This is a genomic window from Streptomyces sp. NPDC007157 (assembly GCF_040634235.1).
Classification (GTDB): domain Bacteria; phylum Actinomycetota; class Actinomycetes; order Streptomycetales; family Streptomycetaceae; genus Streptomyces.
Genome location: NZ_JBEYFE010000013.1, coordinates 226,298 through 251,076 on the forward strand (window position 1 = coordinate 226,298; position 24,779 = coordinate 251,076).

The 24,779-nt window shown below is 70.7% G+C and carries 24 protein-coding genes and 2 pseudogenes; 12 read left to right on the plus strand and 14 right to left on the minus strand.

Going from position 1 to position 24,779, the window contains the following annotated elements; genetic code table 11:
* Positions 1-70: 70 nt before the first annotated feature.
* Complete coding sequence (locus ABZ642_RS24505) at positions 71-310, plus strand: hypothetical protein (RefSeq protein WP_360487833.1); 240 nt, start codon at positions 71-73, stop codon at positions 308-310.
* A gap of 82 nt (positions 311-392) precedes the next feature.
* Positions 393-518, plus strand: a pseudogene (locus ABZ642_RS24510) (metallophosphoesterase); the annotation flags it as partial.
* A 54-nt stretch (positions 519-572) separates the two neighbouring features.
* Here ABZ642_RS24510 and ABZ642_RS24515 read toward each other — a convergent pair.
* Positions 573-743, minus strand: a pseudogene (locus tag ABZ642_RS24515) (FMN reductase); the annotation flags it as partial.
* Positions 744-805: 62 nt separating this feature from the next.
* Positions 806-1,576 (minus strand): SDR family NAD(P)-dependent oxidoreductase, encoded by a 771-nt coding sequence (locus tag ABZ642_RS24520; protein WP_360487836.1) that lies wholly within the window; start codon positions 1,574-1,576, stop codon positions 806-808.
* Positions 1,577-1,811: 235 nt separating this feature from the next.
* On the opposite strand from ABZ642_RS24520, the gene ABZ642_RS24525 reads away from it, so the two are divergent.
* The 3 genes from ABZ642_RS24525 (at position 1,812) to ABZ642_RS24535 (ending at position 4,800) form a co-directional block, all read left to right on the plus strand.
* The gene (locus ABZ642_RS24525) at positions 1,812-2,261 is read left to right on the plus strand and encodes a helix-turn-helix domain-containing protein (protein WP_360487839.1); all 450 of its coding nucleotides are present in this window, start codon (positions 1,812-1,814) and stop codon (positions 2,259-2,261) included.
* A 519-nt stretch (positions 2,262-2,780) separates the two neighbouring features.
* Positions 2,781-4,337 (plus strand): ABC transporter substrate-binding protein, encoded by a 1,557-nt coding sequence (locus ABZ642_RS24530; protein WP_360487842.1) that lies wholly within the window; start codon positions 2,781-2,783, stop codon positions 4,335-4,337.
* 61 nt (positions 4,338-4,398) lie between these two features.
* On the plus strand, positions 4,399-4,800 hold the full coding sequence (locus ABZ642_RS24535) for an ATP-binding protein (RefSeq protein WP_360487845.1): 402 nt from the start codon (positions 4,399-4,401) through the stop codon (positions 4,798-4,800).
* 36 nt (positions 4,801-4,836) lie between these two features.
* Here ABZ642_RS24535 and ABZ642_RS24540 read toward each other — a convergent pair whose 3' ends face one another.
* Together ABZ642_RS24540 and ABZ642_RS24545 are read right to left on the minus strand one after the other, a co-directional pair.
* On the minus strand, positions 4,837-6,270 hold the full coding sequence (locus ABZ642_RS24540; protein ID WP_360487848.1) for a HAMP domain-containing sensor histidine kinase: 1,434 nt from the start codon (positions 6,268-6,270) through the stop codon (positions 4,837-4,839).
* On the minus strand, positions 6,267-6,956 hold the full coding sequence (locus ABZ642_RS24545) for a response regulator transcription factor (RefSeq protein WP_360487851.1): 690 nt from the start codon (positions 6,954-6,956) through the stop codon (positions 6,267-6,269). Before ABZ642_RS24545 ends, ABZ642_RS24540 begins: the two co-directional genes overlap by 4 nt.
* A 175-nt stretch (positions 6,957-7,131) precedes the next feature.
* Here ABZ642_RS24545 and ABZ642_RS24550 point away from each other — a divergent pair, with 175 nt between their 5' ends.
* Positions 7,132-9,540 carry an MMPL family transporter gene (locus ABZ642_RS24550; protein WP_360488019.1) on the plus strand — a complete coding sequence of 803 codons (2,409 nt, stop codon included), beginning with the start codon at positions 7,132-7,134 and terminating at the stop codon, positions 9,538-9,540.
* A 21-nt stretch (positions 9,541-9,561) separates the two neighbouring features.
* On the opposite strand, the gene ABZ642_RS24555 is transcribed toward ABZ642_RS24550, so the two are convergent.
* The 4 genes from ABZ642_RS24555 to ABZ642_RS24570 all read right to left on the minus strand — a co-directional run bounded on the left by ABZ642_RS24555 (position 9,562) and on the right by ABZ642_RS24570 (position 11,706).
* Positions 9,562-10,293: a TetR family transcriptional regulator gene (locus tag ABZ642_RS24555; protein WP_360487854.1), complete on the minus strand. Its 732-nt coding sequence runs from the start codon at positions 10,291-10,293 to the stop codon at positions 9,562-9,564.
* 9 nt (positions 10,294-10,302) lie between these two features.
* Positions 10,303-10,797, minus strand: a complete 495-nt coding sequence (locus ABZ642_RS24560; RefSeq protein ID WP_360487857.1) for a DCC1-like thiol-disulfide oxidoreductase family protein — start codon at positions 10,795-10,797, stop codon at positions 10,303-10,305.
* Positions 10,794-11,201, minus strand: coding sequence for a hypothetical protein (locus ABZ642_RS24565; RefSeq protein WP_360487859.1), 408 nt, complete (start codon positions 11,199-11,201; stop codon positions 10,794-10,796). Before ABZ642_RS24565 ends, ABZ642_RS24560 begins: the two co-directional genes overlap by 4 nt.
* A 94-nt stretch (positions 11,202-11,295) precedes the next feature.
* Positions 11,296-11,706: a VOC family protein gene (locus ABZ642_RS24570; RefSeq protein WP_360487862.1), complete on the minus strand. Its 411-nt coding sequence runs from the start codon at positions 11,704-11,706 to the stop codon at positions 11,296-11,298.
* 135 nt (positions 11,707-11,841) lie between these two features.
* Here ABZ642_RS24570 and ABZ642_RS24575 point away from each other — a divergent pair, with 135 nt between their 5' ends.
* Positions 11,842-12,318 (plus strand): hypothetical protein, encoded by a 477-nt coding sequence (locus ABZ642_RS24575; RefSeq protein WP_360487865.1) that lies wholly within the window; start codon positions 11,842-11,844, stop codon positions 12,316-12,318.
* A 16-nt stretch (positions 12,319-12,334) separates the two neighbouring features.
* On the opposite strand, the gene ABZ642_RS24580 is transcribed toward ABZ642_RS24575, so the two are convergent.
* From ABZ642_RS24580 to ABZ642_RS24600, 5 genes are all read right to left on the minus strand, one after another.
* Positions 12,335-13,114, minus strand: coding sequence for a succinate dehydrogenase iron-sulfur subunit (locus tag ABZ642_RS24580; protein ID WP_360487868.1), 780 nt, complete (start codon positions 13,112-13,114; stop codon positions 12,335-12,337).
* A complete protein-coding gene (gene sdhA / locus ABZ642_RS24585) occupies positions 13,114-14,868 on the minus strand; it encodes a succinate dehydrogenase flavoprotein subunit (RefSeq protein ID WP_360487871.1) in 1,755 nt (584 codons plus the stop codon). Before sdhA ends, ABZ642_RS24580 begins: the two co-directional genes overlap by 1 nt.
* Positions 14,869-14,887: 19 nt before the next feature.
* On the minus strand, positions 14,888-15,370 hold the full coding sequence (locus tag ABZ642_RS24590) for a succinate dehydrogenase hydrophobic membrane anchor subunit (protein ID WP_360487874.1): 483 nt from the start codon (positions 15,368-15,370) through the stop codon (positions 14,888-14,890).
* Positions 15,371-15,375: 5 nt separating this feature from the next.
* Positions 15,376-15,756 carry a succinate dehydrogenase, cytochrome b556 subunit gene (sdhC, locus tag ABZ642_RS24595; RefSeq protein WP_043406142.1) on the minus strand — a complete coding sequence of 127 codons (381 nt, stop codon included), beginning with the start codon at positions 15,754-15,756 and terminating at the stop codon, positions 15,376-15,378.
* Between the two features lie 188 nt (positions 15,757-15,944).
* Positions 15,945-16,517: a 2-oxo-4-hydroxy-4-carboxy-5-ureidoimidazoline decarboxylase gene (locus tag ABZ642_RS24600; protein WP_360487877.1), complete on the minus strand. Its 573-nt coding sequence runs from the start codon at positions 16,515-16,517 to the stop codon at positions 15,945-15,947.
* Between the two features lie 191 nt (positions 16,518-16,708).
* Between ABZ642_RS24600 and ABZ642_RS24605 the strand changes: the two genes are divergently transcribed.
* From ABZ642_RS24605 to ABZ642_RS24625, 5 genes are all read left to right on the plus strand, one after another.
* Positions 16,709-18,337, plus strand: coding sequence for a glycoside hydrolase family 20 protein (locus ABZ642_RS24605; protein ID WP_360488022.1), 1,629 nt, complete (start codon positions 16,709-16,711; stop codon positions 18,335-18,337).
* A gap of 76 nt (positions 18,338-18,413) precedes the next feature.
* Positions 18,414-19,202: a DUF4328 domain-containing protein gene (locus tag ABZ642_RS24610; protein WP_360487880.1), complete on the plus strand. Its 789-nt coding sequence runs from the start codon at positions 18,414-18,416 to the stop codon at positions 19,200-19,202.
* Between the two features lie 382 nt (positions 19,203-19,584).
* Positions 19,585-20,124, plus strand: a complete 540-nt coding sequence (locus ABZ642_RS24615) for a hypothetical protein (protein ID WP_360487883.1) — start codon at positions 19,585-19,587, stop codon at positions 20,122-20,124.
* Between the two features lie 156 nt (positions 20,125-20,280).
* Positions 20,281-20,661 carry a hypothetical protein gene (locus ABZ642_RS24620; RefSeq protein ID WP_360487886.1) on the plus strand — a complete coding sequence of 127 codons (381 nt, stop codon included), beginning with the start codon at positions 20,281-20,283 and terminating at the stop codon, positions 20,659-20,661.
* An 87-nt stretch (positions 20,662-20,748) separates the two neighbouring features.
* Positions 20,749-22,221, plus strand: a complete 1,473-nt coding sequence (locus tag ABZ642_RS24625) for an MFS transporter (protein WP_360487889.1) — start codon at positions 20,749-20,751, stop codon at positions 22,219-22,221.
* Between the two features lie 6 nt (positions 22,222-22,227).
* Here the strand turns inward: ABZ642_RS24625 and ABZ642_RS24630 are convergent, their stop codons facing one another.
* The gene (locus tag ABZ642_RS24630; protein ID WP_360487892.1) at positions 22,228-24,498 is read right to left on the minus strand and encodes a peptidoglycan recognition protein; all 2,271 of its coding nucleotides are present in this window, start codon (positions 24,496-24,498) and stop codon (positions 22,228-22,230) included.
* Between the last annotated feature and the right edge of the window lie 281 nt (positions 24,499-24,779).

Genomic DNA, 24,779 nt, shown 5'->3' on the forward strand with positions numbered 1-24,779 from the left:
GGAGGGCGAAGTCCCGCCACCGACCCCACCCCGGACACGGAACCGGACAGCCGACGGCGATACTGAACCCATGAAGCTCAGCCGCCCGGTGTCCTGGTTCCTGCTCGCGTTCGGGGTGTGGTCTTGGTTCATCTGGATCACTTTCATCAAGAACTTGGTCAAGGACGGCAGTGGGCTCGCCTTCGACGACGGCCACCCCACGGCGTACTTCTGGGTCCACCTGACGCTGGCCGTCGTTTCCTTCGTATTGGGGACGGTCATCGGGGGCATCGGGTTGCGCGGAGTACGCGCACTGCGCCGAACGTCATAGAAAGAGGCACGGCCCGGGTGATCATCGTCACCAGCCCGATCCTGACGCTCACGGCCCTCGCCATCGAGGCCGGTGACGCGTCGCCGCCCGGCCCGACCTGATCGCGGTCGTCGGCGACCTCGTCGACGGCAGCGTCGAAGCCCTCGGACCCGTCGCGGCCCCCGCCCAGCTGTCGGCACGGCACGGCGCCTACTTCGTCACGGGGAACCAGGCTCAGGAACGCTGTGCAGCCCCGCCCCCGGCTGAGGGGGGCGGGGCTGGGGAGTCGGTTGAGCACCTGCCTGAGCTGCGCGACGGCTTCGGTGCCGTCGGCCTGGTGGGTCTCGGCGGAGCGGGTCACCGAGCCGGGTATCGCGAGTCCGGCGTCCTCGAGGATCGTGGCGTCGGCGATACCGGCGGACTTGCGGGCGTCGTCCTGGGCCCAGACGCCGCCGCCGAGGGGACGAACAGGTACCGCCGAGAGGCGGGGATGACGGTGCGCGGCGGCGGGCGGTGCTACTCGCGCATGGTCGCGCCGCCGTCCACCGACAGGATCTGACCGGTGATCCAACTGGCCTCCGCGGACAGCAGGAAGACGATCATGGAGGCGAGGTCCTCGGGCTCGCCGAGCCGCGGGAGCGCGGTCTTCTCCAGCAGGGCCTCGCGGATCTCGAGGGGTGTGCCGGTGCGGACGTTCTCGGTGAGGACGACGCCGGGGGCGACGGCGTTGACCCGGATGTTCTTCGTGCCCCACACGTGCGCGGTGTGGCGGGTGAGCGCATGCAGGGCGATCTTGGACGAGGCGTAAGCGGCCAGCCACTCCTCGCGCTGCCATGCCGCCAGGGAGGAGACGTTGACGATCGAGCCGCCGCCCGCGGCGACCAGCGCGGGCAGGCTCTCGCGGATCACGAGTCCGGTGCCGGTGACGTTGACCCGCATCATCTCGGCCCACACCTCGGGGTCCATGGTGTCCACGCCCTGGTCGCGGGCCGAGAGGTCCGCGCTGACGGCGGCGGCGACGTTGGCGACGCCGTCGAGCCGGCCGAAGTGGTCGGTGGTCCGGGCGACCAGGGAGGCGATGGACTCCTCGTCCCGAAGATCGAACTGGACCGTGAGCAGCCGGTCGGCGGCGTCCGCCGCCTCGTCGCGGGTCCGCGCCAGCTTGTCGGGGTTGGTGCCGGCCGCGGTCACCCGGGCGCCTTCGGCCAGCAGCCGCCGCACGGTGACCGCGCCGATACCCGATCCGCCGCCGGTGACGATGAAGACCTTGTCCTTGAGCCCTTCCATGGCTGGGCACATCCTTCCGTTTGTGGGGGTGCGGCGCTGGTGCGGCAGGCGTGAGCAATGCCGGAGCCACGGGGCGGGAATACGCTGGAAGTACCCGGCGGTTGCCGCCCTGTGCGCAGAACGACCGCTTCGACCAGTGCGCTTGCGCCTGGTGCGGAGCCCACTGTGCAGGAACGCGGCAAGTGTTACAAAAGGCATGTCTATGTTCCTGAGGAACATCGGAAGGGCGTCATCCGTGGGCAACGACGAGGGCCGGGCGGTTTCCGCCGGCGGGACGCGGGTGAACGTACTGCGCCTCTCGGGCCCGTGCGCGCGCTGGGACGAGCGGGACGCGGACTTCATCCGCGAGATCCTCGACCTGGTGGGTGACAAGTGGAGCATGCTGGTCATCGGCGCCCTGGCCGCCGGCGACGCCCGCTACTCGGACCTGGACACCGAGATCCCCGCCATCTCCCGGCGCATGCTCACCCTCACCCTCAAGCGCCTCCAGCGCAGCGGGCTGGTCGACCGCACGGCCCACGCGGAGGTGCCGCCCCGGGTCGAGTACTCCCTCACGGGTCTCGGCACCTCCCTGCTCACCACCGTTGAACACCTGGCCGCCTGGAGCTCGGAACATCACACCGAGATCCGACGTCACCAGGACACGTACGACAGGAGTGCCACAGAAAACAGGCGACCGGACTGATGCGGAGTCGATCTCCGCGCCACAGTGACGGTGTGCTCCCAACGGTGTGTCGACGGCGCTCCGCCCTCGACTGTGCCGCGGAGCCGGGCGTGAGCCGCCCGGTGCGCGGATCGGTGTCGGGACGCTGGATGCCGGCTGTCAGTGCTGGTGGCTGGTGTGGTCGAGGTGGCCGCGGTCACCGTCCTGGCGGATCGTGAGGCCTGTCGTACGCGTCGGGCACGTTCTCTTCGGGTGATGTCCCACACCTGAGGTCCGCCCGCGCGCGTCCGGGCGCCCTCCGGCATCAAGGTCGTCGAACCGGCGTCGAAGAAGGCCTGAACTCCGGGTGCCTGTGGAGGGGCTGTGAAATCCGGGGGAAACAAGTGCTCGGTAAGTTCTTCCTCATCTAGTCAGATCACTCTTCCCCCACATGAAACACCTGTGGTTAGGTGAGCCGCGCCACTTAGGGGAGTGGCACTTGTGGAGGGCCTGGGTAGGGCCTGGAACGGGCCCGTGAGGGCCCTGGGGAGGGCACCAACCATGCGATCTGTTCGCATGCGGATTCTCGTGACGCTTCTCGTACTGGCGATCGTGGGGATCGGCGGCTGGCAGCTGCTGCCGTCGCAGGAGAACAAGAACAAGACGATCACCGTCGGCACGACCGACGCCGTGACCGCGCTCGATCCGGCAGGGGCCTACGACGCCGGTTCGTGGGCGTTGTTCAACAACGTCTTCCAGTCGCTGCTCAGCTTCGAGCCGGGTGGTGTCCAGCCGGTCCCGGACGCGGCCCAGAGCTGTGAGTTCACGGACACCGGCCTGCAGACGTACCGCTGCGTCCTCCGGGACGGGATCACTTTCCCGAGCGGTCGCGAGATGACCGCCGAGGACGTGAAGTTCTCCTTCGACCGGGTCAAGAAGATCAACTCGGACGTCGGTCCGGCCTCGCTGTTCTCGACGCTCTCGTCGGTCACCGCTTCCGGCAAGAGCGTGACCTTCCATCTGTCGTCCCCGGACGCGACGTTCCCGTTCAAGGTGGCCACCGGCGCCGGTTCGATCGTCGACAAGGACAAGTACCCGGCGAACAGCCTGCGTACCGACAACTCGGTGGACGGCACCGGCCCGTACCGCCTGACGTCGTACACGAAGGACAAGCAGGCGACCCTGCAGCCCAACGGCGACTACAAGGGCGACCTCGGCGGCCACGGCCGTCCCATCAAGCTGGACTACTACGCCGACTCGGCCAAGCTCAGCAGTGCGTACAAGGCGAAGGAGATCGACGTCGCCACCCGCACGCTGCCGCCGGCCATGGTGTCCAAGCTCTCGCCGAGCGACCCCGACCAGCGTGTCACGGAGTCCGACAGCGCCGAGACCCGCAACCTGTACTTCAACACCCGTAAGAACTCCGCCCTGCACGACGTCCTGGTCCGCCGTGCGCTGGCGTGGCTGGTCAACCGCGAGCAGCTGGCCGCCTCCGTGTACGACGGGACGGTGGAGCCGCTGTACTCGCTGATCCCCACCGGTCTCACCGGCCACACCACGTCCTTCTTCGACGAGTACCCCTCGCAGAACGTCGCCAAGGCGAAGGCGCTGTTGACGGACGCCGGTGTCAGCACTCCGGTCGAGTTCTCCTTCGGCTACGGCATCGGCCACGGCGCGGGAGCCGAGGAGGCCACCGCGCTGAAGAAGCAGCTGGAGGCCGGCGGCCTGTTCAAGGTCGACGTCAAGGGATACGAGTGGACCGACTTCCAGAAGTCGTGGGCCGCGGGCAAGATGGACGCCTGGGCGGTCGGCTGGGTCGCCGACTACCCCGACCCGGACACCTTCGGCGCCTCCCTGGTCGGCAGCGACTCGGTGATGAGCACCGGCTACAGCAACAAGGCCGTCGACCACCTCATCCAGGACAGCCAGCGGTACGCCGACCGTGCCCGCGTCGACTCGGACTTCCGCACCATCCAGACGGACGTGGCCAACGACGTGCCGCTGATCCCGCTCTGGCAGCGCACGGACTACGTCGTCAGCAGCGAGGACGTGGGCGGCACCCAGTACCTCACGGACAGCACGGGCCTGTTCCGCCTGTGGAGTCTGGACTGGATCTGACGGGGGCGGACACCCGACGCGGCACCATGTGACGGAGGTGTGCGTGGGGTGAGGAGCAGACGTGCTGAGACGCAACTCCTTCCGGCTGCCCCGGCATCCGGCGTCCGTGGGTCTGGCCCGGCACCGGGTCCGGGACCATCTGGCCGACTGGGGCCACGGCCCGGACGACCCGGCGGTCGGTGACGCCGTGCTCCTGGTGTCCGAGCTGGCCACCAACGTCGTACGCCACGGCCCGCTGCGCGAGCGGGAGTTCGAGGTCGCGGTGACGGCACTGGCGGACGGCTCGTGCCTGATCGAGGTCTCCGACGAGGGCCGGGTGGAGCCCCGGCTCCGGATCGTCCGGGAGGACGACGAGGCAGGCCGGGGCCTGCATCTGGTGGAGACGGTCGCGGCGGCGTGGGGGGTCTGGAGCAGGGGCTCCCACGGGAAGACGGTGTGGGCGCTGGTTCTGGCCGGTTCCTAGCACCGGTGCCCCGGCGTCCCCCACCTCACCCGTACCTCACCCGCACCTCAACGTCACCGTCACGGCCAGCCCCTCTCCGGGAGAGGTGCGCACCGCCACCTCCCCGCCATGTGCGTTCACCACCCCCTGCACGATCGCCATCCCCAGCCCGCTCCCCTCCGCACTCCCCACCCGGAAGAACCGGTCGAAGATCCGCGCCGCGTCCTCCTCCGCCAGCCCGGGCCCCTCGTCGGCGACACAGACCCGCACCACCCCGTCCGACCGCTCCACCCCCAGCCGTACCGCCGCCTCGACGGGCGTATGGGTACGGACGTTGGCCACCAGGTTCCCCAGTACCTGCCGCAGCCCCGACTCGTCGGCCCGCACCAGCACCGCCCCCTCGGCGCTCACCGCCACCCGCCGCGCCGGCTGCTGGGCCCGCAGATCCTCCGCCGCGTCCCGCACCAGCCGGCTCACGTCGACGTTCCGGAGCCGGATCTCGGGCCGCTGGTCGAGCCGCGCCAGCAGCAGCAGTTCGTCGACGAGCCGGCCCATCCGGTCCACCTCGCCGTGCATCCGGTCCCAGGCCCGCCGCCGCTCCCCGGGCTCGCGCAGCATCCCCTTGTCGTACAGCTGGAGATAGCCGCGGATGGCGGCGAGCGGCGTCCGCAGCTCGTGCGAGGCGTCGGCGACGAACCTGCGCAGCTGGGCCGCGCTGCGCTCGCGGGTCCGGTACGCCGTCTCCACCTGGTGCAGCATGGAGTTGAGGGCCAGCCGCAGCTGCTCGACCTCCTCCGTCGGATGCTGGCTCGACGGCACCCGGCGGGTCAGGTCGCCCTCGGCGATCGCCGACGACGTCTCCACCATGTCCTCCAGCGGCAGCATCCGGCGGCGCACGCTGAACATGGTCAGACAGGCCAGCAGCGCCAGCAGCAGCGCGCCGACGGCGAAGTCGAGCCGGAGCGCCTTGGCTATCCCCTCGTGCAGCAGCTCGGTCGAGGTGGCCAGCAGGATGTAGGGGCCGTCGGCGAGCCGGGTCGCCGTCACCCGGTACATCGCGCCGTGCACGGTGACGTCGCCCGGGTCGGGGGCGGCGGCGAGGGCGCGCGGGTCGTGCACGGCGGCCGCCAGTCCGCGCTGGGCCTCGGTCGGCGCCATGTCGAAGACCTCGACGGCGTTGCCCTCGGTGTCGACCACGGCGAAGATCGAGCCCGGTGCCGGGTCGGACTCCGCCGGTACGACCCGGTCGCGGATGACGCCGAGCGTGCCCAGCGAGTCGACCTGCCGCAGGGTGAGCCCCGAACTCCCCAGCGAGGTACGCATCTTGAGCAGCGAGGAGTCCACCTGGTCGAGCAGGTACAGCCGCATGCCCATGATGCTGACCGTGGTCGCCGCCACGATGCCGACGGCGAGCAGGCCGACGTTGGCGAGGGTCAGCTTGCCGCGCAGGGAGTGCGTGCCGTGCCGGTGGCGGCGTTTCCCGGCGTTCATGCCAGGCCGTATCCGACGCCGCGCCGGGTGGTGATCACCGGCGCGCCCAGGGCGTCCAGCTTGCGCCGCAGATAGCTGATGTAGGTCTCCACGACGGTCGACTCGGACGGCACGTGCTCGTACTGCCAGACGTGCCTCAGCAGTTGCTCCTTGGGGACGATCCGGCCGCCGTTGCGCACCAGGAAGCGCAGCAGCGCGTACTCGGTCGGGGTCAGCTCGACCGTGCGGCCGGCCCGGTGCACCGAGTACGTCGTCTCGTCGAGTTCCAGGTCGCCGTAGCGCAGCGGCGGGCGCTGCTGGATGACGTCGGCCGGGCGGGTGCGGCGCAGCACCGCCCCGATCCGGGCGACGACCTCGTCGATGTTGAACGGCTTGGTGATGTAGTCGTCGCCGTAGCCGAGCGCGCCGACTATCTCGGCGGGGGCGTCCCGCGCGGTCAGGAAGACCAGCGCCAGGTCCGGCTGCCGGGCCCGCAGTTCACGTGCCAGGGCCCGGCCATCGCCGTCCGGCAGCATCACGTCCAGCAGGGCCGCGTCGGGGCGGGTGCGCTCGGCCAGGGCCAGGGCGTCCCGGACCGTGCCGGCCGTCATCACCTCGAACCGGTGGTAGCGCAGGGCGATGGCGAGGACGTCCGCGATGCTCGGCTCGTCCTCCACGATCAGCACGGTGCTGCCTGGAGCCGTCATGTCCCCAGTATCGGCGCGACCACCGACAGCCGGGGGCGCACAGCTTTGGAGTTCCTTGAGAGTCATGCGCGCCCCGTGTCCGGGCGAGCCCGTCGCCGCCAATCCTGGTGCCCAGGACCTGGGGGACCGACCGACCGAACCGACTTGATTCAAGGAGCTGTTGAGCGTGACGGCATTGGCACGGTGGTGCTATCGGCACCGGCTGGTGGTCCTGTTGCTGTGGGTGGGGGCACTGTTCGGCGTGGGCTTCTCGGCCTCGACGGCGGGCACGGACTACGCGAACGTCTTCTCCCTTCCCGACACGGACTCCAAGAGTGCGTACGACCTGATGCAGAAGGCCTTCCCGAACACCTCGGGCGACACGGACACCGTGGTCTGGAAGGTCACCGACGGCTCGGTCAAGGACCCGGCGGTCCGCAGCCGCATCCAGCCGGCCCTCGACACGATCGCGAAGCTGAAAGGCGTCGGCGCGGTCACCAGCCCCTACGAAGGTGCCCGGGGAGCCGCGCAGATCAGCCAGGACGGCAAGATCGCCTACGCCCAGCTGACCTTCGTCCAGCGGGCGAACGAGATCCCCAAGGACGTCGTCCAGAAGGTCGTCGACACCGCCCAGGGCGCCGAACGCGGCGGTCTGCAGGTCGAGTTGGGCGGCCAGGCCATCCAGCGCGTCCAGGAGCCGCCACAGGGCCTCTCCGAGATGGTCGGCATCATCGCGGCCGCGGTCGTCCTCTTCCTGGCGTTCGGTTCGTTCTTCGCGATGACCCTTCCGATCGCGATCGCGGTCTTCGGCGTGGGCATGGGCCTGTTCTCCACCCAGCTCCTCAGCCACACCACGAACATCCCCGACATCGCCCCGCTGCTCGCCTCCCTGATCGGCCTCGGCGTCGGCATCGACTACGCCCTGTTCATCGTCACCCGGCACCGCCGGGGCATCCTGCGCGGCATGGATCCCGAGGAGTCGGCGGTCACCGCCCTCAACACCTCCGGCCGGGCCGTGCTGTTCGCGGGCGGCACGGTCTGCATCGCGCTGGCCGGCATGCTGGTCACGAGGCTCCGCTTCCTGGACGGCGTGGTCATCGGCACCTCCCTGACGGTGGTGCTCAGCGTCCTGGCCGCGACCACCCTGCTGCCGGCCCTGCTCGGCTTCCTCGGCCCACGCGTCCTCAGCCGCCGCCAGCGCCGCCGGCTGGCCGCCGAGGGGCCCGAACCGGAGAGGGCGAGCGGCCTCGCGGCCCGCTGGTCGGTGAACGTGGAGAAGCGCCCGAGGCGGATCGCCGCGCTCGCCGTGGTCGTCATGGCGGTCCTCGCCGTCCCGGTCCTCTCCCTGCGCCTCGGCGCCACCGACCAGGGCAACGACGACGCGTCCACGACCACCAGGAAGGCCTACGACCTGCTCGCCGAGGGCTTCGGCCCCGGCTTCAACGGCCCGCTCCAGGTGGTCAGCGCGGGCGGTGACACGGCGAAGCTGGTCCAGGGCATCGAGGCGACCTCCGGAGTCGCCCGGGCCGCCGCGCTGCCGCCCGCGCGGGGCGTCACCGTCATCCAGGTGATCCCGACCACCTCCCCCCAGTCCAAGGAGACCGACGACCTCATCGACACCCTCCGCGACCGGGTGATCCCGCAGGCGGGCGCGGAGGCCCACGTGGGCGGCGTGACGGCGGTCTCCAAGGACTTCGCCTCGGTCACCGGCGACCGCCTGCCGCTCTTCATCGCCACGATCATCGGCCTCGGCTTCCTGCTCCTCCTGGTCGCCTTCCGCTCCCTGGTGGTCCCGCTGACGGCGGCGGTGATGAACCTGATCGCGGCGGCCGCCTCCTTCGGCGTCCTGGTCGCGGTCTTCCAGTGGGGCTGGGGCCTGGACCTGCTGGGCCTCGGCAAGGAGGGCCCGATCAACGCGTTCCTCCCCGTCATCATGCTGTCCCTGCTCTTCGGCCTCTCGATGGACTACCAGGTGTTCCTGGTGAGCCGGATGCACGAGGAGTGGGTGCACACGAGGGACAACGCGCGGGCGGTCCGGGTCGGCCTGGCCGAGACCAGCCGGGTCATCAACAGCGCGGCCCTGATCATGGTCTGTGTCTTCCTGGCCTTCGTCCTGAGCGGCGACTCGGGCGCGGCGATGGCGGGCGTGGGCCTGGCCGCGGCGGTGGCGCTGGACGCGTTCATTCTCCGTACGGCGCTGGTCCCGGCGGCGATGCATCTGCTCGGCACGTCCAACTGGTGGCTGCCGGACTGGCTGGAGAAGCGGCTGCCGCATCTGGCGGTGGAGCCGTCGGAGGAGGCCGCCCCGGAGCCCGCCGAGCCGACCGGCCCGGCCACGGCGATCCACGGCTTCGTCCGTACCGCGGACGGTGACCCGGTGGAGGACGCGTCGGTGACCCTGATGTCGAAGGGCGGCCGCCAACTGGACCGCGTGACGTCCCTGGCGGACGGCTCCTACATCCTCTCGGTCCCGGCGCCGGGTTCCTACCTGCTGGCGGTGACGTCGCCGACGTACGGCTCCCGCGCCCGGCACGTGGTGGTGGCGGAGGGGCCGCTGGTGTACGACGTGGAACTCACCGGGGACGAGGTGGACGCGGTCAACTAGCCCCCGGGGTTCTCGGCGACGTCAGGGCCTGGCCGACGGATCCGGCAGTACCCGGGTCATCCCCGGCAGGAAGTCCGTGAAGAGTTCGTGCACCTCCAGCACGAGCGGCCGTAGCACCCGGAACCGCGCGAGGGAGACGCCTCGCGCGGTCAGCCGGGCTCCTCGTTCGGCGAGCCGGTAGCTGCGCTCCCGGCCCTCGGTCCGGTCGAAGATCCAGTACAGGACCAGGCCCATCTGCGAGAGCCACATCAACTCGGGCAGGACGTCCCGCAGTTCCGGCGCGACCTTGGTCTTCGCCCCCGCCAGCACCTCGCGGTGCACGCTGATCGCCTCCACGCGCGCGTGCTCGCTCTCCGGGGAGAACGGGCTGAGCGGGCTGTCGGGGTCGGCGGCGTTCTTGAAGAAGTGGACCGCGAACTCGTGGTACGGCCGGGCGATGTCCAGCCACACCTTCAGCACCCCCGCGAGCCGCGCCTCCAGGTCCGTCTCCCGGTCCAGGACCTCGCGGACCGCCACCCGGTGCTCGGCGGCGAGCTGGTCGTAGAAGCCCTGGATCAGGTGTTCCTTGCCGGCGAAGTAGTAGTACGCGTTGCCGACGGAGACCCCGGCCTCCGTGGCGATGGCCCGCATGGTGGTCTTCTCGTAGCCGCGCTCCCGGAACAGCCGCATCGCCGTCTCCAGGATCAGCGCGCGGGTCTGCTCGGACTTGCTCGGTGTATCGGCCTCGACAGGACCGTCGTTCTTCGCGGACACGGACAGAGCCTAACGAGTTGCGCAGACGTCGCCGGCACAGCCCGGAGGGTCGTAGATCCACCCGAGTCCGGGGTCGTACGTCCACCCGTCCTCGCGCCGGTAGACCTTGCCGCCCCACTGGGCGCCCCGCCACCGGGCGGCGGCGAGCACCGCGCCCCGGGCCAGCCTGGCTCCGGCCGGGGTGCTCAGCTTGTGGGCCAGCGGCCGGTACTCCCGGAGCGCCCACAGGACGACGATCCAGGCGGCCGTGGACCGGTAGACCTGCCCGGAGTCGCCGACGACGGTGACCTCGTCGAGGGTGGCGGAGTGGTCGAGTCCGGGAAAGCGGGCGCGGGCCTCGTCGGACGCCGCCGGGACCAGGGTGAGCGGCACCAACTGGGGCTGGCGTCCGAGCCAGTCGCGCAGGTGGGTGCAGAGGGTGCACTCGGCGTCGTAGAGAACGGTGAGCCCGTGGACCGGGACGCGCGTGGCGCCCCGGTCTTCGGTGGCCGGCACGGTGCTCACGCCCCGGCCGCCGGCGCGGTCCAGCCCTGCGGCGCAACGGGCGGGAGCTGTTCCTTCTCCATGACCCCGCGCCGCCGTATCCGGTTGAGGACGTACACGTTGCCGAGGTGCATCACGCCGAGCACCAGCAGCACGACGCCGAGCTTGGCCGACAGGGCCTCGAAGATCCCCCGGGTGTCGTCGATGGTGTCGCCGGTGTGCAGGTACAGCGCGACGAAGCCGAGGTTGACGAGGTAGAAGCCGACGACCAGAAGCCGGTTGACGGCGTCGGCGAGCTGCTCGTTCCCGTGCAGTACGTCGGAGAGGAAGATCCGCCCGTTGTGGCTGAGCGTGCGGGCCACCCAGATGGTCAGTCCGATGCTGACGAGCAGGTAGATGACGTAGGCGATGACCGTGCGGTCCATGCCCCACCCCTTCTTGAACGCGTTCAAAACGCTGACAGGGATGACTGTAGACCTGCTTTTGAACGTGTTCAACTCAAGGGTGGGGTGACCCCGTTCACGCCCGCCGCGCCAACTCCGGCCGCTTGCTGTAGTCGGTGAACCCGAGGACGTTCCCCCAGGGGTCGGCGATCTCGACGGTCCATCCGGTGGCGACGGAGAACGGCGCGTCGAGCACGCCGATCCCGGCCTCGGCCAGCCGCCGCGCCGCCACCCGGGCGTCCGGCACCTCCAGCCACAGCCGCGGCACGGCCCACACCGGCGTCCGCCGCCCCAGCCCCGCCTCGGCCCGCAGCAGGATCCCGGGCGTCTCGCCCCCGACCTTCAGCAGGGCGATCCCGCCCTCGTCGAACCGGAACCCGACCGTGAACCCGGCCCGTTCGTAGAAGCCGACGGCGTCCGCGAGATCCCCGACGGGGAACAGGACGTTGTCGAACCCGAGCAGTTCGTACGACTCGTCATCTGACATGCGATCAGATTAGGTGCGGAGATGACACTTGCGGTGCGGGCTGACCGCGGGGTCACTCATTGGGCCGAGACGGCGCCCGCCGCCTCGCTACGCTGGGCGGCCGTCGGTACGGCGGCTGCGCAGAGGGGGGCGGAAATGACTCCGGGGACAGAGGCCTTCTTCGGCGAGGTGCGGGCCGCCTTCGCCGAGGTCGCGGAGCGACTGGGGCTGGACGGGCCGGGCGCGGGCGAGCCGGACCGGCATCTCGCGGTGGCCACGTACACCGGGTCCGGAGTGACCTACCAGGTGGTCCTCGGCCTGTGGCAGGGCGACATCGAGATCCACGCCTGCCGTGAGACCGCGTCGACCGTGTGCAAGGTCGGCATCGAGGGACTGGCCCTGGCGGCGGGTGTCGTGGACCGCCGGCGCGGCGTCTCCTTCGGCGCCCGCAGCCTGAGGCAGCTGCGCAGATCCCTCACCGGCCAGATCCGTTACGTCGAACTCGTCCACCCCCTGGTCTCCGGAGCCCCGGACCCGGCCCTGGCCCTGATGCGCGCGGCGGGCGCCAGGGAGTGGCACCGGCCTGCCGACACGCCACAGGGCCCGGTTTCCCGAGCGGAAACCGGGCCCTGAGGCAGGGGCGTGGAGATCAGAAGCGGCGCGTGATGAGCGCTCGCTTCACCTCCTGGATCGCCTTGGTGACCTCGATGCCGCGCGGGCAGGCGTCCGTGCAGTTGAAGGTCGTGCGGCAGCGCCACACGCCGTCGCGGTCGTTCAGGATCTCCAGGCGCTGCTCGCCCGCCTCGTCACGCGAGTCGAAGATGAAGCGGTGCGCGTTGACGATCGCCGCCGGGCCGAAGTACTGGCCGTCGTTCCAGAAGACCGGGCACGACGAGGTGCACGCGGCGCACAGGATGCACTTCGTGGTGTCGTCGAAGCGCTCGCGGTCCTCGGCGGACTGCAGACGCTCGCGCGTCGGCTCGTTGGTGTCGTTCGTGATGAGGAACGGCATCACGTCCCGGTACGCCTGGAAGAACGGCTCCATGTCGACGACCAGGTCCTTCAGGACCGTCAGGCCCTTGATGGGCTCGACCGTGATCGGCTTCTCGGGGTTGATGTCCTTGATCAGCGTCTTGCAGGCGAGGCGGTTCTTGCCGTTGATCCGCATCGCGTCCGAGCCGCAGATGCCGTGCGCGCACGAGCGGCGGAAGGTCAGCGTGCCGTCGACGTCCCACTTGATCTTGTGGAGGCCGTCGAGGACGCGCTCCTTCGGGTCGATCTCCAGCTGGAAGTCTTCCCAGACGGCGTCCGCGGAGACCTCCGGGTTGAAGCGGCGGATCCGGAAGGTGACCGTGATGTACGGGGAGTCGGCGAAACCGGGCTCGGGCCGGCCGGCCGCGTCCGCCTTGTCCAGAACGGGGGTTGCCATCAGTACTTACGCTCCATCGGCTGGTAGCGGGTCTGGACGACCGGCTTGTAATCGAGACGGATGGACTCGGCGCCGTCGTCGCCCACCTCGCGGTACGCCATGGTGTGGCGCATGAAGTTGACGTCGTCGCGGTTGGGGTAGTCCTCGCGGTAGTGACCGCCGCGCGACTCCTTGCGGGCCAGCGCGGAGACCGCCATGACCTCGGCCAGGTCCAGCAGGTTGCCGAGCTCGATGGCCTCCAGCAGGTCGGTGTTGAACCGCCTGCCCTTGTCCTGGATCGAGACGTTCCGGTAGCGCTCGCGGAGCTCCGCGATCTTCTCCACGGCCGTCTTGATTGTCTGCTCGGTGCGGAACACCATGACGTTGGCGTCCATGGTCTCCTGCAGCTCCCTGCGGAGCGTGGCGACCCGCTCGTTGCCCGTCGAGGTGCGCAGCCGCTCGATCTGCGCGACGACGAACTCGGCCGGGTTCTCCGGCAGCTCCACGTAGTCCGCGGTGTCGCTGTACTCCGCCGCCGCGATGCCCGCCCGGCGGCCGAACACGTTGATGTCCAGCAGGGAGTTCGTGCCCAGCCGGTTGGCGCCGTGCACCGACACGCAGGCGACCTCGCCGGCCGCGTACAGGCCCGGGACGACCGTGGTGTTGTCGATCAGCACCTCACCCTCGACGTTGGTCGGGATGCCGCCCATCGCGTAGTGCGCGGTGGGCTGGATCGGGATCGGGTCCGTGTACGGCTCGATACCGAGGTAGGTGCGCGCGAACTCGGTGATGTCCGGGAGCTTGGCGTCCAGCTGCTCCGGCGGGAGGTGGGTGAGGTCGAGGTAGACGTGGTCGCCCTCGGGACCGCAGCCGCGGCCCTCCCGGATCTCCGTGTAGATGGAGCGCGAGACGACGTCACGGGACGCGAGGTCCTTCATGACCGGCGCGTACTTCTCCATGAAGCGCTCGCCGTCCTTGTTGCGGAGGATGCCGCCCTCACCACGGGCGCCCTCCGTCAGCAGGATGCCCATGCGCCAGATGCCGGTCGGGTGGAACTGGAAGAACTCCATGTCCTCCAGCGGCAGACCCCGGCGGTACACGGCGGCCTGGCCGTCGCCCGTCAGCGTGTGCGCGTTCGAGGTCACCTTGAAGAACTTGCCGGTGCCGCCGGAGGCGTAGATGACGGCCTTCGCCTGGAAGACGTGGATCTCACCGGTGGCCAGCTCGTACGCGACCACACCGGCCGACTTCTTGACGCCGTCGACCTCGGTGATCAGCTGGTCCAGGACGTAGAACTCGTTGAAGAACTCCACGCCCTCCTTGACGCAGTTCTGGTACAGCGTCTGGAGGATCATGTGGCCGGTGCGGTCGGCCGCGTAGCAGGACCGGCGGACCGGCGCCTCGCCGTGGTTGCGGGAGTGACCGCCGAACCGGCGCTGGTCGATCGTGCCGTTGGGCGTCCGGTTGAACGGCAGGCCCATCTTCTCCAGGTCGAGGACGGCGTCGATGGCCTCCTTCGCCAGGATCTCGGCGGCGTCCTGGTCGACCAGGTAGTCACCGCCCTTGATCGTGTCGAAGGTGTGCCACTCCCAGTTGTCCTCCTCCACGTTGGCCAGCGCGGCGGCCATGCCGCCCTGCGCGGCGCCCGTGTGGGAGCGGGTGGGGTAGAGCTTGGTCAGGACCGCGGTGCGGCTGCGCTTGGTCGACTCGATGGCCGCGCGCATGCCCGCGCCACCGGCGCCGACGATGACGGTGTCGTACTTGTGGATCTTCATGATTCTCGCAGCCCCGTGCCTAGCGGATGTTCGGGTCGAAGGTGAAGATCACCAGCGAGCCCAGCAGGATGGTGAACACCGTGGCCGTGTAGAGCAGGCCCTTGAGCCACAGCCGGGTGTTCGCGCGCTCCGCGTAGTCGTTGATGACCGTGCGCAGGCCGTTGGCGCCGTGCAGCATCGCCAGCCACAGCATCAGCAGGTCCCAGACCTGCCAGAAGGGGCTCGCCCAGCGGCCGGCCACGAACGCGAAGCCGATCTTCGACACGCCGCCGTCGAGCACCAGCTGGATCAGCAGGTGGCCGAGGACCAGGACGACCAGCACGACGCCGGACAGGCGCATGAACAGCCAGGCGGCCATCTCGAAGTTGCCCCGGGTGGACTTCGGGGACTTCTTGGTGCGTTGGCGCGGGGCCTCGATCAGGGGGGCCGGGTTGTCGACGTTGAAGAGGGGGGCGCCCTCGACGGGGCCGACGCCGGCTGTGGTGGATTCAGTGGTCGACATCTGCGTCAGCTCCCGAACAGGACACGAGCGGCGTGGCCGAGAACGGGGTAAATGGCCCCGGCCATCAGGACGACCCAGACACCGACGACCGTCCAGAGCATCTGCTTCTGGTAGCGCGGGCCCTTCGACCAGAAGTCGACGGCGATGACGCGCAGGCCGTTGAGCGCGTGGAAGAGGATGGCGGCCACGAGGCCGTACTCCAGCAGCGCGACGATCGGCGTCTTGTACGTGGCTACGACCTTGTCGTAGTCCTCGGGGGAGACACGGACGAGAGCGGTGTCCAGCACGTGAACGAACAGGAAGAAGAAAATGAGGACGCCGGTGACTCGGTGAGCCACCCAGGACCACATTCCTTCCCGGCCGCGGTACAGCGTTCCAGCCGGCACGGAAGTCCCTCCGGGAGCGGGGATTGGGGCCGCGCCGGCTTGGTGTCGGTCGGGCCCGGCCGGGTACGGTCCACCGGCCCCCAGCATCGTAGCGATGCGCTGCCGCTGGGCTTACGCCGGGCCTACCGGTGTGATCAAAGTGGCACGCGTATGGGTTAGCCGGGCGGCATCCGGGGCGGCGTGTTCGGCTATGTGCCGGGTGCGGGTTGCTTCTGGCTGGTCGCGCCCCGCGGCGGAGCCGCTGATGAGCACTGCCCCGCGCCCCTGAGGAGGTGCGCGAGCCGCTCACTCGCCAGTCGCCGCAGTTCCTCCGCGGCCAGCACCCGTTCCTCCTCCGGATCGTTTGTCAAACGTGATCGGATGCCTTCCAGGACGCGGTCCAGGGACTCGCCGGGGGGTGTGGCGCCCAGGTAGATGACGAAGACGTGTCCGAACTTGGCCTCGTAGGCGGCGTGGGCCGCGGTCAGGGCCGTGTGGGCCGCCGAGTAGGTGTCCTCGGGCAGCTCGGGCAGGCACTCGCCCGCCAGGGCCTCGGTGAGGTCTGCCGGGGACAGGTCGTAGGCCGCCTCGTCCGCCGCCGCCAGCAGGGACTCCACGTCCGGGTAGGGGCGGTGGTCGGCGAGTCGCCGGGACCAGCGCAGGCTGCGCAGGCAGTCCAGGAGCAGGGCGCCGACCTCGTCGTCCGGGGCGGCGTTGAACGCGTCCAGCGGAGTGGGGAGGTGGGGCGGGCGGTGGGCGGGCAGCGTGGGTCCTCGCGTCACATGCGGTGTGGCAGGGGATGCTGTGAGAGATGTGTCGTCGACGTTATCGAGGACGTTCACGGTGTGTCGGTTGGTTGCCTCAATTTCACCCGAAGGGGAGAGTTTCGGAGCGGTTGGATGACGACTGAGCGGTGGATGCGTCATAGGTTGGACCGGTGAGCCAGCACAAGCGCAGGCCCTCGGCACGGCAGGTGACACGGAGACGGGCGGTGATCGCCGCGGCCTTCGTGGGGACCGTCGCGCTCGGCACCGGCATCGGCGTGTGGGCCGCCACCTCGGGCGACGGCGGGAACCGGGCCGGATCGGCCGCCCGGCAACCGTCCGGCACCGGCACGGCCGCCTCGTCCGCCGAGCGGGCCGTGACCCCGACCCCCACCCCGACCCGCAGCTACCCCCTGTCCCAGGCCCCGCGCACCATCCCCGCCGTGCGGTCCCACACCGCCGCCCGAGGCCCCGGCTGGCGCCCCCGGAAGGGCGAGCGGGTCGTGGTGAGCGACGCGGCACTGGCCGACGAGGGGCGGCTGACAGCGGGTGAGCTGGGGCTGTCGTACGCCGGGCAGAAGGCGGCGAACGAGGACGTCAGGGCGGGCGACCTGCGGCTCGACCTCGGCGGGAAGGGGGACCCGGAGTCGTACACGATGACCGTGCGCGGCGGGTCGGTGCGGATCAGCGGGCCCGGTGACGCGGGCGTCTTCTACGGCACCCGGACGCTCAAGCAGGAGGTGCACGGCGGCGGCAGCGCCCCGGAGGGGGTCGTCAAGGACCAGCCGGCCAAGCCGCAGCGCGGGTTCATGCTGGACATCGCGCGCAAACCGTTCACCGCGGCCTGGATCGAAAGCCGGATAAAGGAACTCGGCGATCTGAAGTTCAACCAGCTCGGGCTGCACTTCTCCGACGACCAGGGGTTCCGGATCGAGTCCGACACCCACCCCGAGATCGTCTCCCGGGACCACCTGACCAAGGCACAGGTCAAGGAGATCGTCGGCCTCGCCGCCGGCCGGCACATCCAGGTGGTGCCCGAGATCGACTCGCCCGGTCACCTCGGCGCCGTCCTCGCCGCCCACCCGGATCTCCAGTTGCGCAACGCGCGGGGTGTCGCGACCAAGGGCGCCATCGACATCTCCCAGGACGACTCGGCGAAGATCGTCGACGACCTGCTCGACGAGTACGCCGACCTGTTCCCGGGCTCCTACTGGAACCTCGGCGGCGACGAGTACCAGGCGCTCGCCGTCGCCGACCCGCAGGCCTCCTACCCGCAGCTGGCGGCCGACGCCCAGCAGGCGTACGGCGCCTCGGGCACCGTCGCCGACCTCACCACCGGCTGGCTCAACGACCGGGCCGACACCGTCCGCGCCCACGACCGCACCCTGCGGGTCTGGAACGACGGCTTCTTCCGGGGCACCTCCGTGCAGCCCGCCGAGGACCTCCAGGTCGCCTACTGGACCGGCAAGGAGATCGGCGCCCGGCAGCCGGCGGAGTACCTGAGCGCGGGCCGGAAGGTCCTCAACTACAACGACGAGTTCCTCTACTACGTCCTCGGGGAGCCCAACACCTTCGTCTATCCGACCGGGCAGCGGATCTACCAGCAGTGGACCCCGCGCGTGCTGCGCGGCACCAGTGCCGTGGCCACGCGGTACGACCCCCAGATCCTCGGCGGCTCCTTCGCCGTCTGGTGCGACCTGGCCAACTCCCAGACACAGGACCAGGTCGCCGCCGGCATCCGGATGCCGCTGCGGGCCACCATCCAGAAGCTCTGGGACCCGGGCACCCCGGCCATGTCCTGGACCGACTTCAAGACCCTGGCGGACAAGTTGGGCTGACCTGCGCCGAGAGGTGGACGTACGGCCGTGACGGGCCGTATGTTCCGCTTCCGCGCGCGGACCAGGGGAGGGTCCCGTGCCCTACCCCGGGGGAACCGTCTTGATCTGCGCCCGCTGCCACCACTTCGCCGCCGCGCCCGGCGCCGCCCTGTGCCAAAGATGTCTGGGTGCCACGCCCGAGCCCGTACCGGTCCTCGGCAGCGCGCCGGGGCGGTGGCTGCGCTCGCCCGTGGGGCTCGGCTGGGCCGCCGCCGTGCTGCTCGGTGCGGTCGTCGCCGCCGACCTGTTCGCCGTCTGCGCGGACCTGTTCCAGTACGACGCCACGGGCGCCCTGGCCGACGGGGAGACCGGCGCCGCCGCGTTCCGCCGGGCCGACCGCGCCGACGCGCTCTCCGGGCTCGCCGCCGGTGCCCAGGCCCTGTCGCTGGTCAGCTGCGCGGTGGTGTACCTGTGCTGGTTCCAGCGGGTGCGGGCCAACGCCCAGGTCTTCAACCCGTTCGGGCACCGCAAGTCGCCGGGCTGGGCGATCGGCGGCTGGTTCGTGCCGGTCGCGAACCTCTGGCTCCCGCGCCGGGTCACCCTCGACATCTGGGACGCCAGCAGCCCGTGGGGGACGACCCGTTCGCACGCGCTGGTCAACGCCTGGTGGACGCTCTGGCTGGCCTCGCTGTCGGCCGGCCGTGTCGTGACCGGCGGCAGCGGCGACACCGAGGGCGCCGCCCAGGCCCGTGACGACGCGCTGGGGATGCTGGTCTCGGACGCCCTCGACATCGCCGCCGCCGTCCTCGCGATCCTCGTCGTGGTACGGCTGACCCGGATGCAACACGAGAAGGCGCTGGCGGGCGCCGCCCCGGCCGCGCTCTGACGCACGGCCGCACGCGTCCGGCGGACCCCCTTGCCCCTGGGGTGCTTCGGCCCGGGACGCCGCAAGCCCGGAAGCCGACCATCACACGATCGAGCACACGATCGAGTCAACCGCCCGCATCTACGCCTGCCGGCGAGCAGCCGGCAACCCCACGACTGCCGACGAGCAGCCGGCAACCCCACGCCCGCCGACGAGCACCCGGCAACCCCACGATGCCGCCGACCCCGATCCGTCGGCGCCGTTGGCCGAAAACCCTTTCTCAGGCTGCCCGATCTGCTGGGCGTCGTACCGCTGTGACACTACCGGGCCCTTGCACGCAGTAAGGGAAAGTGCGGGCTCCGTACAGGTCGGCGCCTTGGTACATACCGATTGGGGTCGTGGGATGAGCCTGGTGGAGCTGATCGCGCAGGCCGATGAACGCGGGCTGGCCGCCAGCGGACTGGCTTGTTTGGATCGGTGCGTGCCGCTGCTGGGCGGGGACGACCTGGTGCTGCGGCCGCTGTGGACGAGCCTCGCAGACGGCTCCGGATGGAGTGCGGGCCTGGAGCAGGCCCGGGACGCGCTCGACACCGGCGAGGCCGAGGCCGAGCTGCTCGCCCGCCGCATGCTCGACGCCGCGCCCGTGCACCGCGCCCCCGACGAGGTGCGGCTGTGGGCCGACGCCTGTTCCGTCGCCTCGCTGCGCATCCACCGGCTCCTCGACCCCGCCGAGGACCCGGCACCCTCCGTCGACACCCGCCGCGAGGGCGGCACCGAGGACATGTCCCCGCTGGTCGCCGCCGAACTGCGCCGCCAGGTCACCGTCCTCGAACTGCTCGCCGGTCACGGCGCGGCCGGGCTGCGCCGCGCGCTGGACGTCTCCACCGAGGGCCGTCGGGTGCTGCGCGCGGTGGTGTCGCGCCGGGCCCGCGGGCAGGGCTGAACCGGCCGCGCAGGCCCGCCCGAGAGGTTCCTGTGAGTGCCGTGCGACGGAGCTGCGGCGGACTTGCGGGGGTCCTGCACCGGTTGCCGGAACAGCTCGAACCGGAGTGACGAAACCGTCGCTGACCTCGCTTTTCCCTATGTGACAGTTCACTACGTGACAGCACAGCAGCAGACCAGGCCGCACGCCGCCACGAAACCGGCCCGCTGGGCGGCGGACGCGGTGGCCATGATGCGCGAGGGCGCGCGGGTCCGGCTCGACTACTCCGCACAGAGTCTGTGGCGGGTCGACCGGATGATCGAGGAGATACGCCGCGAGGGCGCGCCGTACGACGCGGTACGGGAGATGCTGCGCGGCCTCGGGTGCTACGCGGGCGAGGTGATCGCCCGTCACAGCGGCGCCGAGTGGTGGTCGTCCGGCGGCGACCACTGGGTCCGCACCCCCGACGGCCGGCTCTGGGACCCTGTCGACGAGGCCCGGCGGTGCTACGGCGGCCACGGCTCGCTGCGGCTGCTGTGCCGGGACGCCATGGGGTAGGCGGGGGTCGGCGGGGGACTTGGCAAAAACCCCGTAATAAGAGACGCGGGCGTTCCCAAGTGGCTTGGCCGGGAGCACGATTGGCCCATGGCCGACAACCGACGCTGGTGGGCCCTGGTCGTCATCGCGCTGGCCCAGCTGATGGTCGTGCTGGACATGACCATCGTCAATATCGCGCTCCCTTCCGCCCAAGCCGCCCTGCACATGTCCGACGGCAACCGGCAGTGGGTCATCACCGCCTACACGCTCGCCTTCGGCGGACTGCTGCTGCTCGGCGGCCGGATCGCCGACCTGGCCGGGCGGCGGAACACGTTCACGATCGGACTCCTCGGGTTCGCCGCCGCCTCCGCGCTCGGCGGGGCCGCGGCCAACTCCGGGATGCTGTTCGGGGCGCGGGCCCTGCAGGGTGTGTTCGCCGCGCTGCTCGCGCCGTCCGCGCTGTCCCTGCTCGCCACGACGTTCACCGACCCGAAGGACCGGGGCAAGGCCTTCGGCATCTTCGGTGCGATCATCGGCGCGGGCGCCGCGGTCGGGCTGCTCGCCGGCGGCTTCCTCACCCAGTACCTGGACTGGCGCTGGTGCCTGTACGTCAACGTGCCCATCGCCCTCATCGCCTTCTTCGGCGCGCTGACCCTGCTCGCGCCGGAGGAGCGCCACCCCGACGCCCGCCTCGACGTACCGGGCGCGCTGCTGGGGTCGGCCGGGATGCTCTCCCTCGTGTACGGCTTCTCCGAGGCGGAGTCGCGGAGTTGGAGCGACGGCCTGGTGCTGGCCCTGCTCGCCGCCGGGGTCGTCCTGCTCGGGGTGTTCGGGCTGTGGCAGACGCGGGCGCGGGTGCCACTGCTGCCGATGTCGGTGGTGAAGGACCGTCAGCGGGTGGGCGCCTTCCTGACCGTGCTGCTCGTCACGATCGGCATGTTCGGCGTCTTCCTGTTCCTCACCTACTACATGCAGGGCGTCCTCGGGTACTCGCCGGTCAGGACGGGCGTCGCCTATCTGCCCATCACGGTCGGCATGGTCACCGGCTCCACGCAGGTCGCGGCCCGGCTGCTGAACAAGGTGCCGCCGCGGGTGCTGATGGTCCCGGGGCTGCTCATCGCGGCCGGCGCGCTGGCGATCATCGCGCAGGTGGGCACCGAACCCGCGTACGCCTCGCACATCCTGCCCGCGATGCTGATGCTCGGCCTCGGCATGGGTACGGCCATGATGACGTCGGTGTCGCTGGCCACGGGCAGTGTCGCGCCGCGCGACTCGGGGGCGGCCTCGGCGACCTTCAACACCGCCCAGCAGGTGGGCGGCTCGATCGGGACGGCGCTGCTGAACACCATCGCCGCGAGCGTGACCTCGCGCTATCTGACGGCGCACGCGGGGCCGGGCGTGAACCGGCGGCAGCTCCAGGCGACGGCGCTGGTGCACGGCTTCAACGTCGCCACCTGGTGGGCGATGGCGGCGCTGCTGCTGGCCGCGCTGGTCGCCGGAGTGGTCGTGAACGCGGACCGGGCGCCCACCCCGCTGACTGCGCGGGAGCGGACGCCCGAACCGGTCGACTCGGCTACGTGAACCCGGCTACTTGAGGTAGACCAGGCCGTCCGTCGTGATCGTCGGACGGCCGCTGGTGCCGACCACGACGATCTTCACGGTGTGCTTGGCACTGGACGACCAGGTCTTCGTCCAGATCGCCTGGCGGTAGGAGGTCGTCGAGGACTTCAGGTCGACGGTCGCGACCTTGGTGCCGTCGACGTAGACGTACGCCTGGCCCGAGGTGGACGCCCGCGAGACCACCCAGGACGCGGACCGTCCGGTGAAGGTCCAGGTCAGGCTCGCACCCTTGGAACCGCTGGAGTACGACTTGCCGCCCAGGTAGCTGGTGGACGAACGGGCCGTCCAGGTACCGGACTTGGTGGCCGAGGTCTCCTGCAGGATCACCGGGGTGAAGGACGGCGACGAGGTGCGGGTGTTGCCCGCGTAGTCGTACGCCTTCATCGACCAGGTGCTCGCGGTACCGGACTTGGCCGTGCGGCTGGAACTGGTCGTGGTCGGTCCGAAGGTGGCCGTCGTCGGGGTCAGCAGGCTCACCGACTTCAGCGCGGCGCTGTCGGTGGCCTTCCAGCCGAGGGTGACCGGGACGGCCGTGGTGCTGACGGTGCCGGTGCGCAGGGAGAGCTTCGGCGCGGTGGTGAACGTCGGCGCGGTGGTGTCGGTGACGACGGTCACGGCGGCCGTGGTCGTGGTCTTGCCCGACTGGTGCACGGCCCGTACGGCGACGGTGTGGCTGCCCGCGCCGAGCGTGGCGCCCACCGAGGTGGCCGTGCCGGAGGCGGTGGCGGTGACCTTGCCGTCCACCAGCAGCTCGAACTTCGAGATCAGCGAACCGGGGGTGGTGGTCGACCACTTCGCCGTGATCGCGCCCTTGCTGTAGTACGCCGAGCCGGACAGGGTCGCGCCGGACAGCGAGGTGAGCTTCAGGCCCTGCACCGGGCCGGCCGCCCAGGCGCGGATCGTCGGCAGCTGGGGGTAGAGGGAGTTGCCGGGGCACTCGGTGTTGTAGCCGTCGCGGTGACCGGAGATCCGGTTGAAGGTGTACGCGGAACCCGCGGTGAAGCCGGTGCCGAAGTAGTTCGTCTGGGTCGCGCCCGCCGTGAGCTTCACGGTCCCGGCGGGGTCGGCGCCGTACTGGCCGAGCTTCCAGGCCGCGATACGGGCGACCGACGCGAGGGCCGCGTCGGTGGCGCCGGTGGAGGTGTAGTCACCGAGCACCGCGATACCGGTCGACTCCCGGTTCCAGCCGTAGGTGTGCGCGCCGAGCACCGGCCGGTCGACACCGCCCTTGCGGCCCTCGAAGATCGTGCCGCACTTGTCGACGAGGAAGTTGTAGCCGATGTCGTTCCAGAGCTCGGTCTGCGTGTGGTACGCGTAGATGCCCCGCACGATCGCCGCGGAGTCGGAGCAGGAGTAGTCGTTCGCCCCGTCGGTGTGGTGGACGAAGACGGCCTTCACGTCGGCGTTGTACTCCGACGGGTCGGGGCTCAGCGACTCGTCGGCGCCCCAGCCGGCGCGCGAGACGATCGGCGGCTCGGGGACGGTGGACGGCGGCGCGGTGGGGATGGTGGCCGACGGGCTCGCGGACGCGCTCTGCGAAGCCGACGCCGAGGGGGACGCCGACGCGGAGGCCGAGCCGCTCGGTGACGCCGACGCGCTGTCGCTCGGGGAAGCCGGGTCGGAGGCCGTCACCGACTCGCTGGGCGAGACGGAGTCGGCGGGCGAGGCGCTGTCGGTGCCGGCGGGCGACGCGCTGTCGCTCGGGGTGCCCTCCGCCACGTACGCGGCCGGTTCGGCCTTCGTCTCCGCGCTGGTCGCCACCCCGGGGTCGACCAGGTTCACCTGGAGCCCCTTGGGCAGACCGGAGCTGGTGGAGCCGTCCCTGTGGACGACCTGGACCTGGACGCCGTCGGAGGGACCGACCCACAGCGGCTCGGACGCGCCGCGCGCGTCGGGCTCGGCCTTCGGGTCCTCCAGCGGGTCGGCCGCCTCCAGGTCCTGCCAGGCGGTCCACTCCCCGGTGGCGACACTCCGGGTGCGTACCTGGGCGGTGCCGTGCAGCCGCTTCGTCGCCCCCGTCCAGGACACGCCGAGCATCGAGAACTGCTTGGTGTCCGTACGCGGCAGCTCCCGCTCGCCGCTCGCGGCGCCCTTCAGGGCCAGTTCGTAGACCTTCACCGGCCGCTTGGCCCGCCCCTGGGCGTCGTGGCCGGCGGACGGGCTGGCGACGGCGTACGTCACCACACCTCCGCCGCCCAGGACCACCGCGCCGAGCGTCAGCCACACCCGTCGTTTCATGCTCAACGGCCTGTACGCACGCTTTCCGCGTGAACTCACTCGTTCCCACCCCTAGAAGAAGACCACGGCTGTCGCACCTGGCCCACCTGTCGTACAGGTGACCCTTAGACACAGCGTCCGGTCTTGACGAAACGTCACTCGCCGCTGGCCGCCGACGGCCGCCGATGTGAACACGGCCTGGCAGCGGTTGATGCGGGCCGCGGGCGGTGAGACGAACGTAACCGCGTACTACGCCCAGGTACTGCCGCAGACCAGCACAAAGGGAAAGAAGAAGGGCAAGT

Coding starts and splice junctions, on each gene's coding strand:
- ABZ642_RS24505 (WP_360487833.1), top strand. CDS start 71: ATGAAGCTCAGCCGCCCGGTGTCCTGGTTCCTGCTCGCGTTCGGGGTG.
- ABZ642_RS24520 (WP_360487836.1), bottom strand. CDS start 1,576: ATGGAAGGGCTCAAGGACAAGGTCTTCATCGTCACCGGCGGCGGATCG.
- ABZ642_RS24530 (WP_360487842.1), top strand. CDS start 2,781: ATGCGATCTGTTCGCATGCGGATTCTCGTGACGCTTCTCGTACTGGCG.
- ABZ642_RS24540 (WP_360487848.1), bottom strand. CDS start 6,270: ATGAACGCCGGGAAACGCCGCCACCGGCACGGCACGCACTCCCTGCGC.
- ABZ642_RS24545 (WP_360487851.1), bottom strand. CDS start 6,956: ATGACGGCTCCAGGCAGCACCGTGCTGATCGTGGAGGACGAGCCGAGC.
- ABZ642_RS24565 (WP_360487859.1), bottom strand. CDS start 11,201: ATGGACCGCACGGTCATCGCCTACGTCATCTACCTGCTCGTCAGCATC.
- ABZ642_RS24570 (WP_360487862.1), bottom strand. CDS start 11,706: ATGTCAGATGACGAGTCGTACGAACTGCTCGGGTTCGACAACGTCCTG.
- ABZ642_RS24575 (WP_360487865.1), top strand. CDS start 11,842: ATGACTCCGGGGACAGAGGCCTTCTTCGGCGAGGTGCGGGCCGCCTTC.
- ABZ642_RS24580 (WP_360487868.1), bottom strand. CDS start 13,114: ATGGCAACCCCCGTTCTGGACAAGGCGGACGCGGCCGGCCGGCCCGAG.
- sdhA (WP_360487871.1), bottom strand. CDS start 14,868: ATGAAGATCCACAAGTACGACACCGTCATCGTCGGCGCCGGTGGCGCG.
- ABZ642_RS24590 (WP_360487874.1), bottom strand. CDS start 15,370: ATGTCGACCACTGAATCCACCACAGCCGGCGTCGGCCCCGTCGAGGGC.
- ABZ642_RS24615 (WP_360487883.1), top strand. CDS start 19,585: ATGAGCCTGGTGGAGCTGATCGCGCAGGCCGATGAACGCGGGCTGGCC.
- ABZ642_RS24625 (WP_360487889.1), top strand. CDS start 20,749: ATGGCCGACAACCGACGCTGGTGGGCCCTGGTCGTCATCGCGCTGGCC.
- ABZ642_RS24630 (WP_360487892.1), bottom strand. CDS start 24,498: ATGAAACGACGGGTGTGGCTGACGCTCGGCGCGGTGGTCCTGGGCGGC.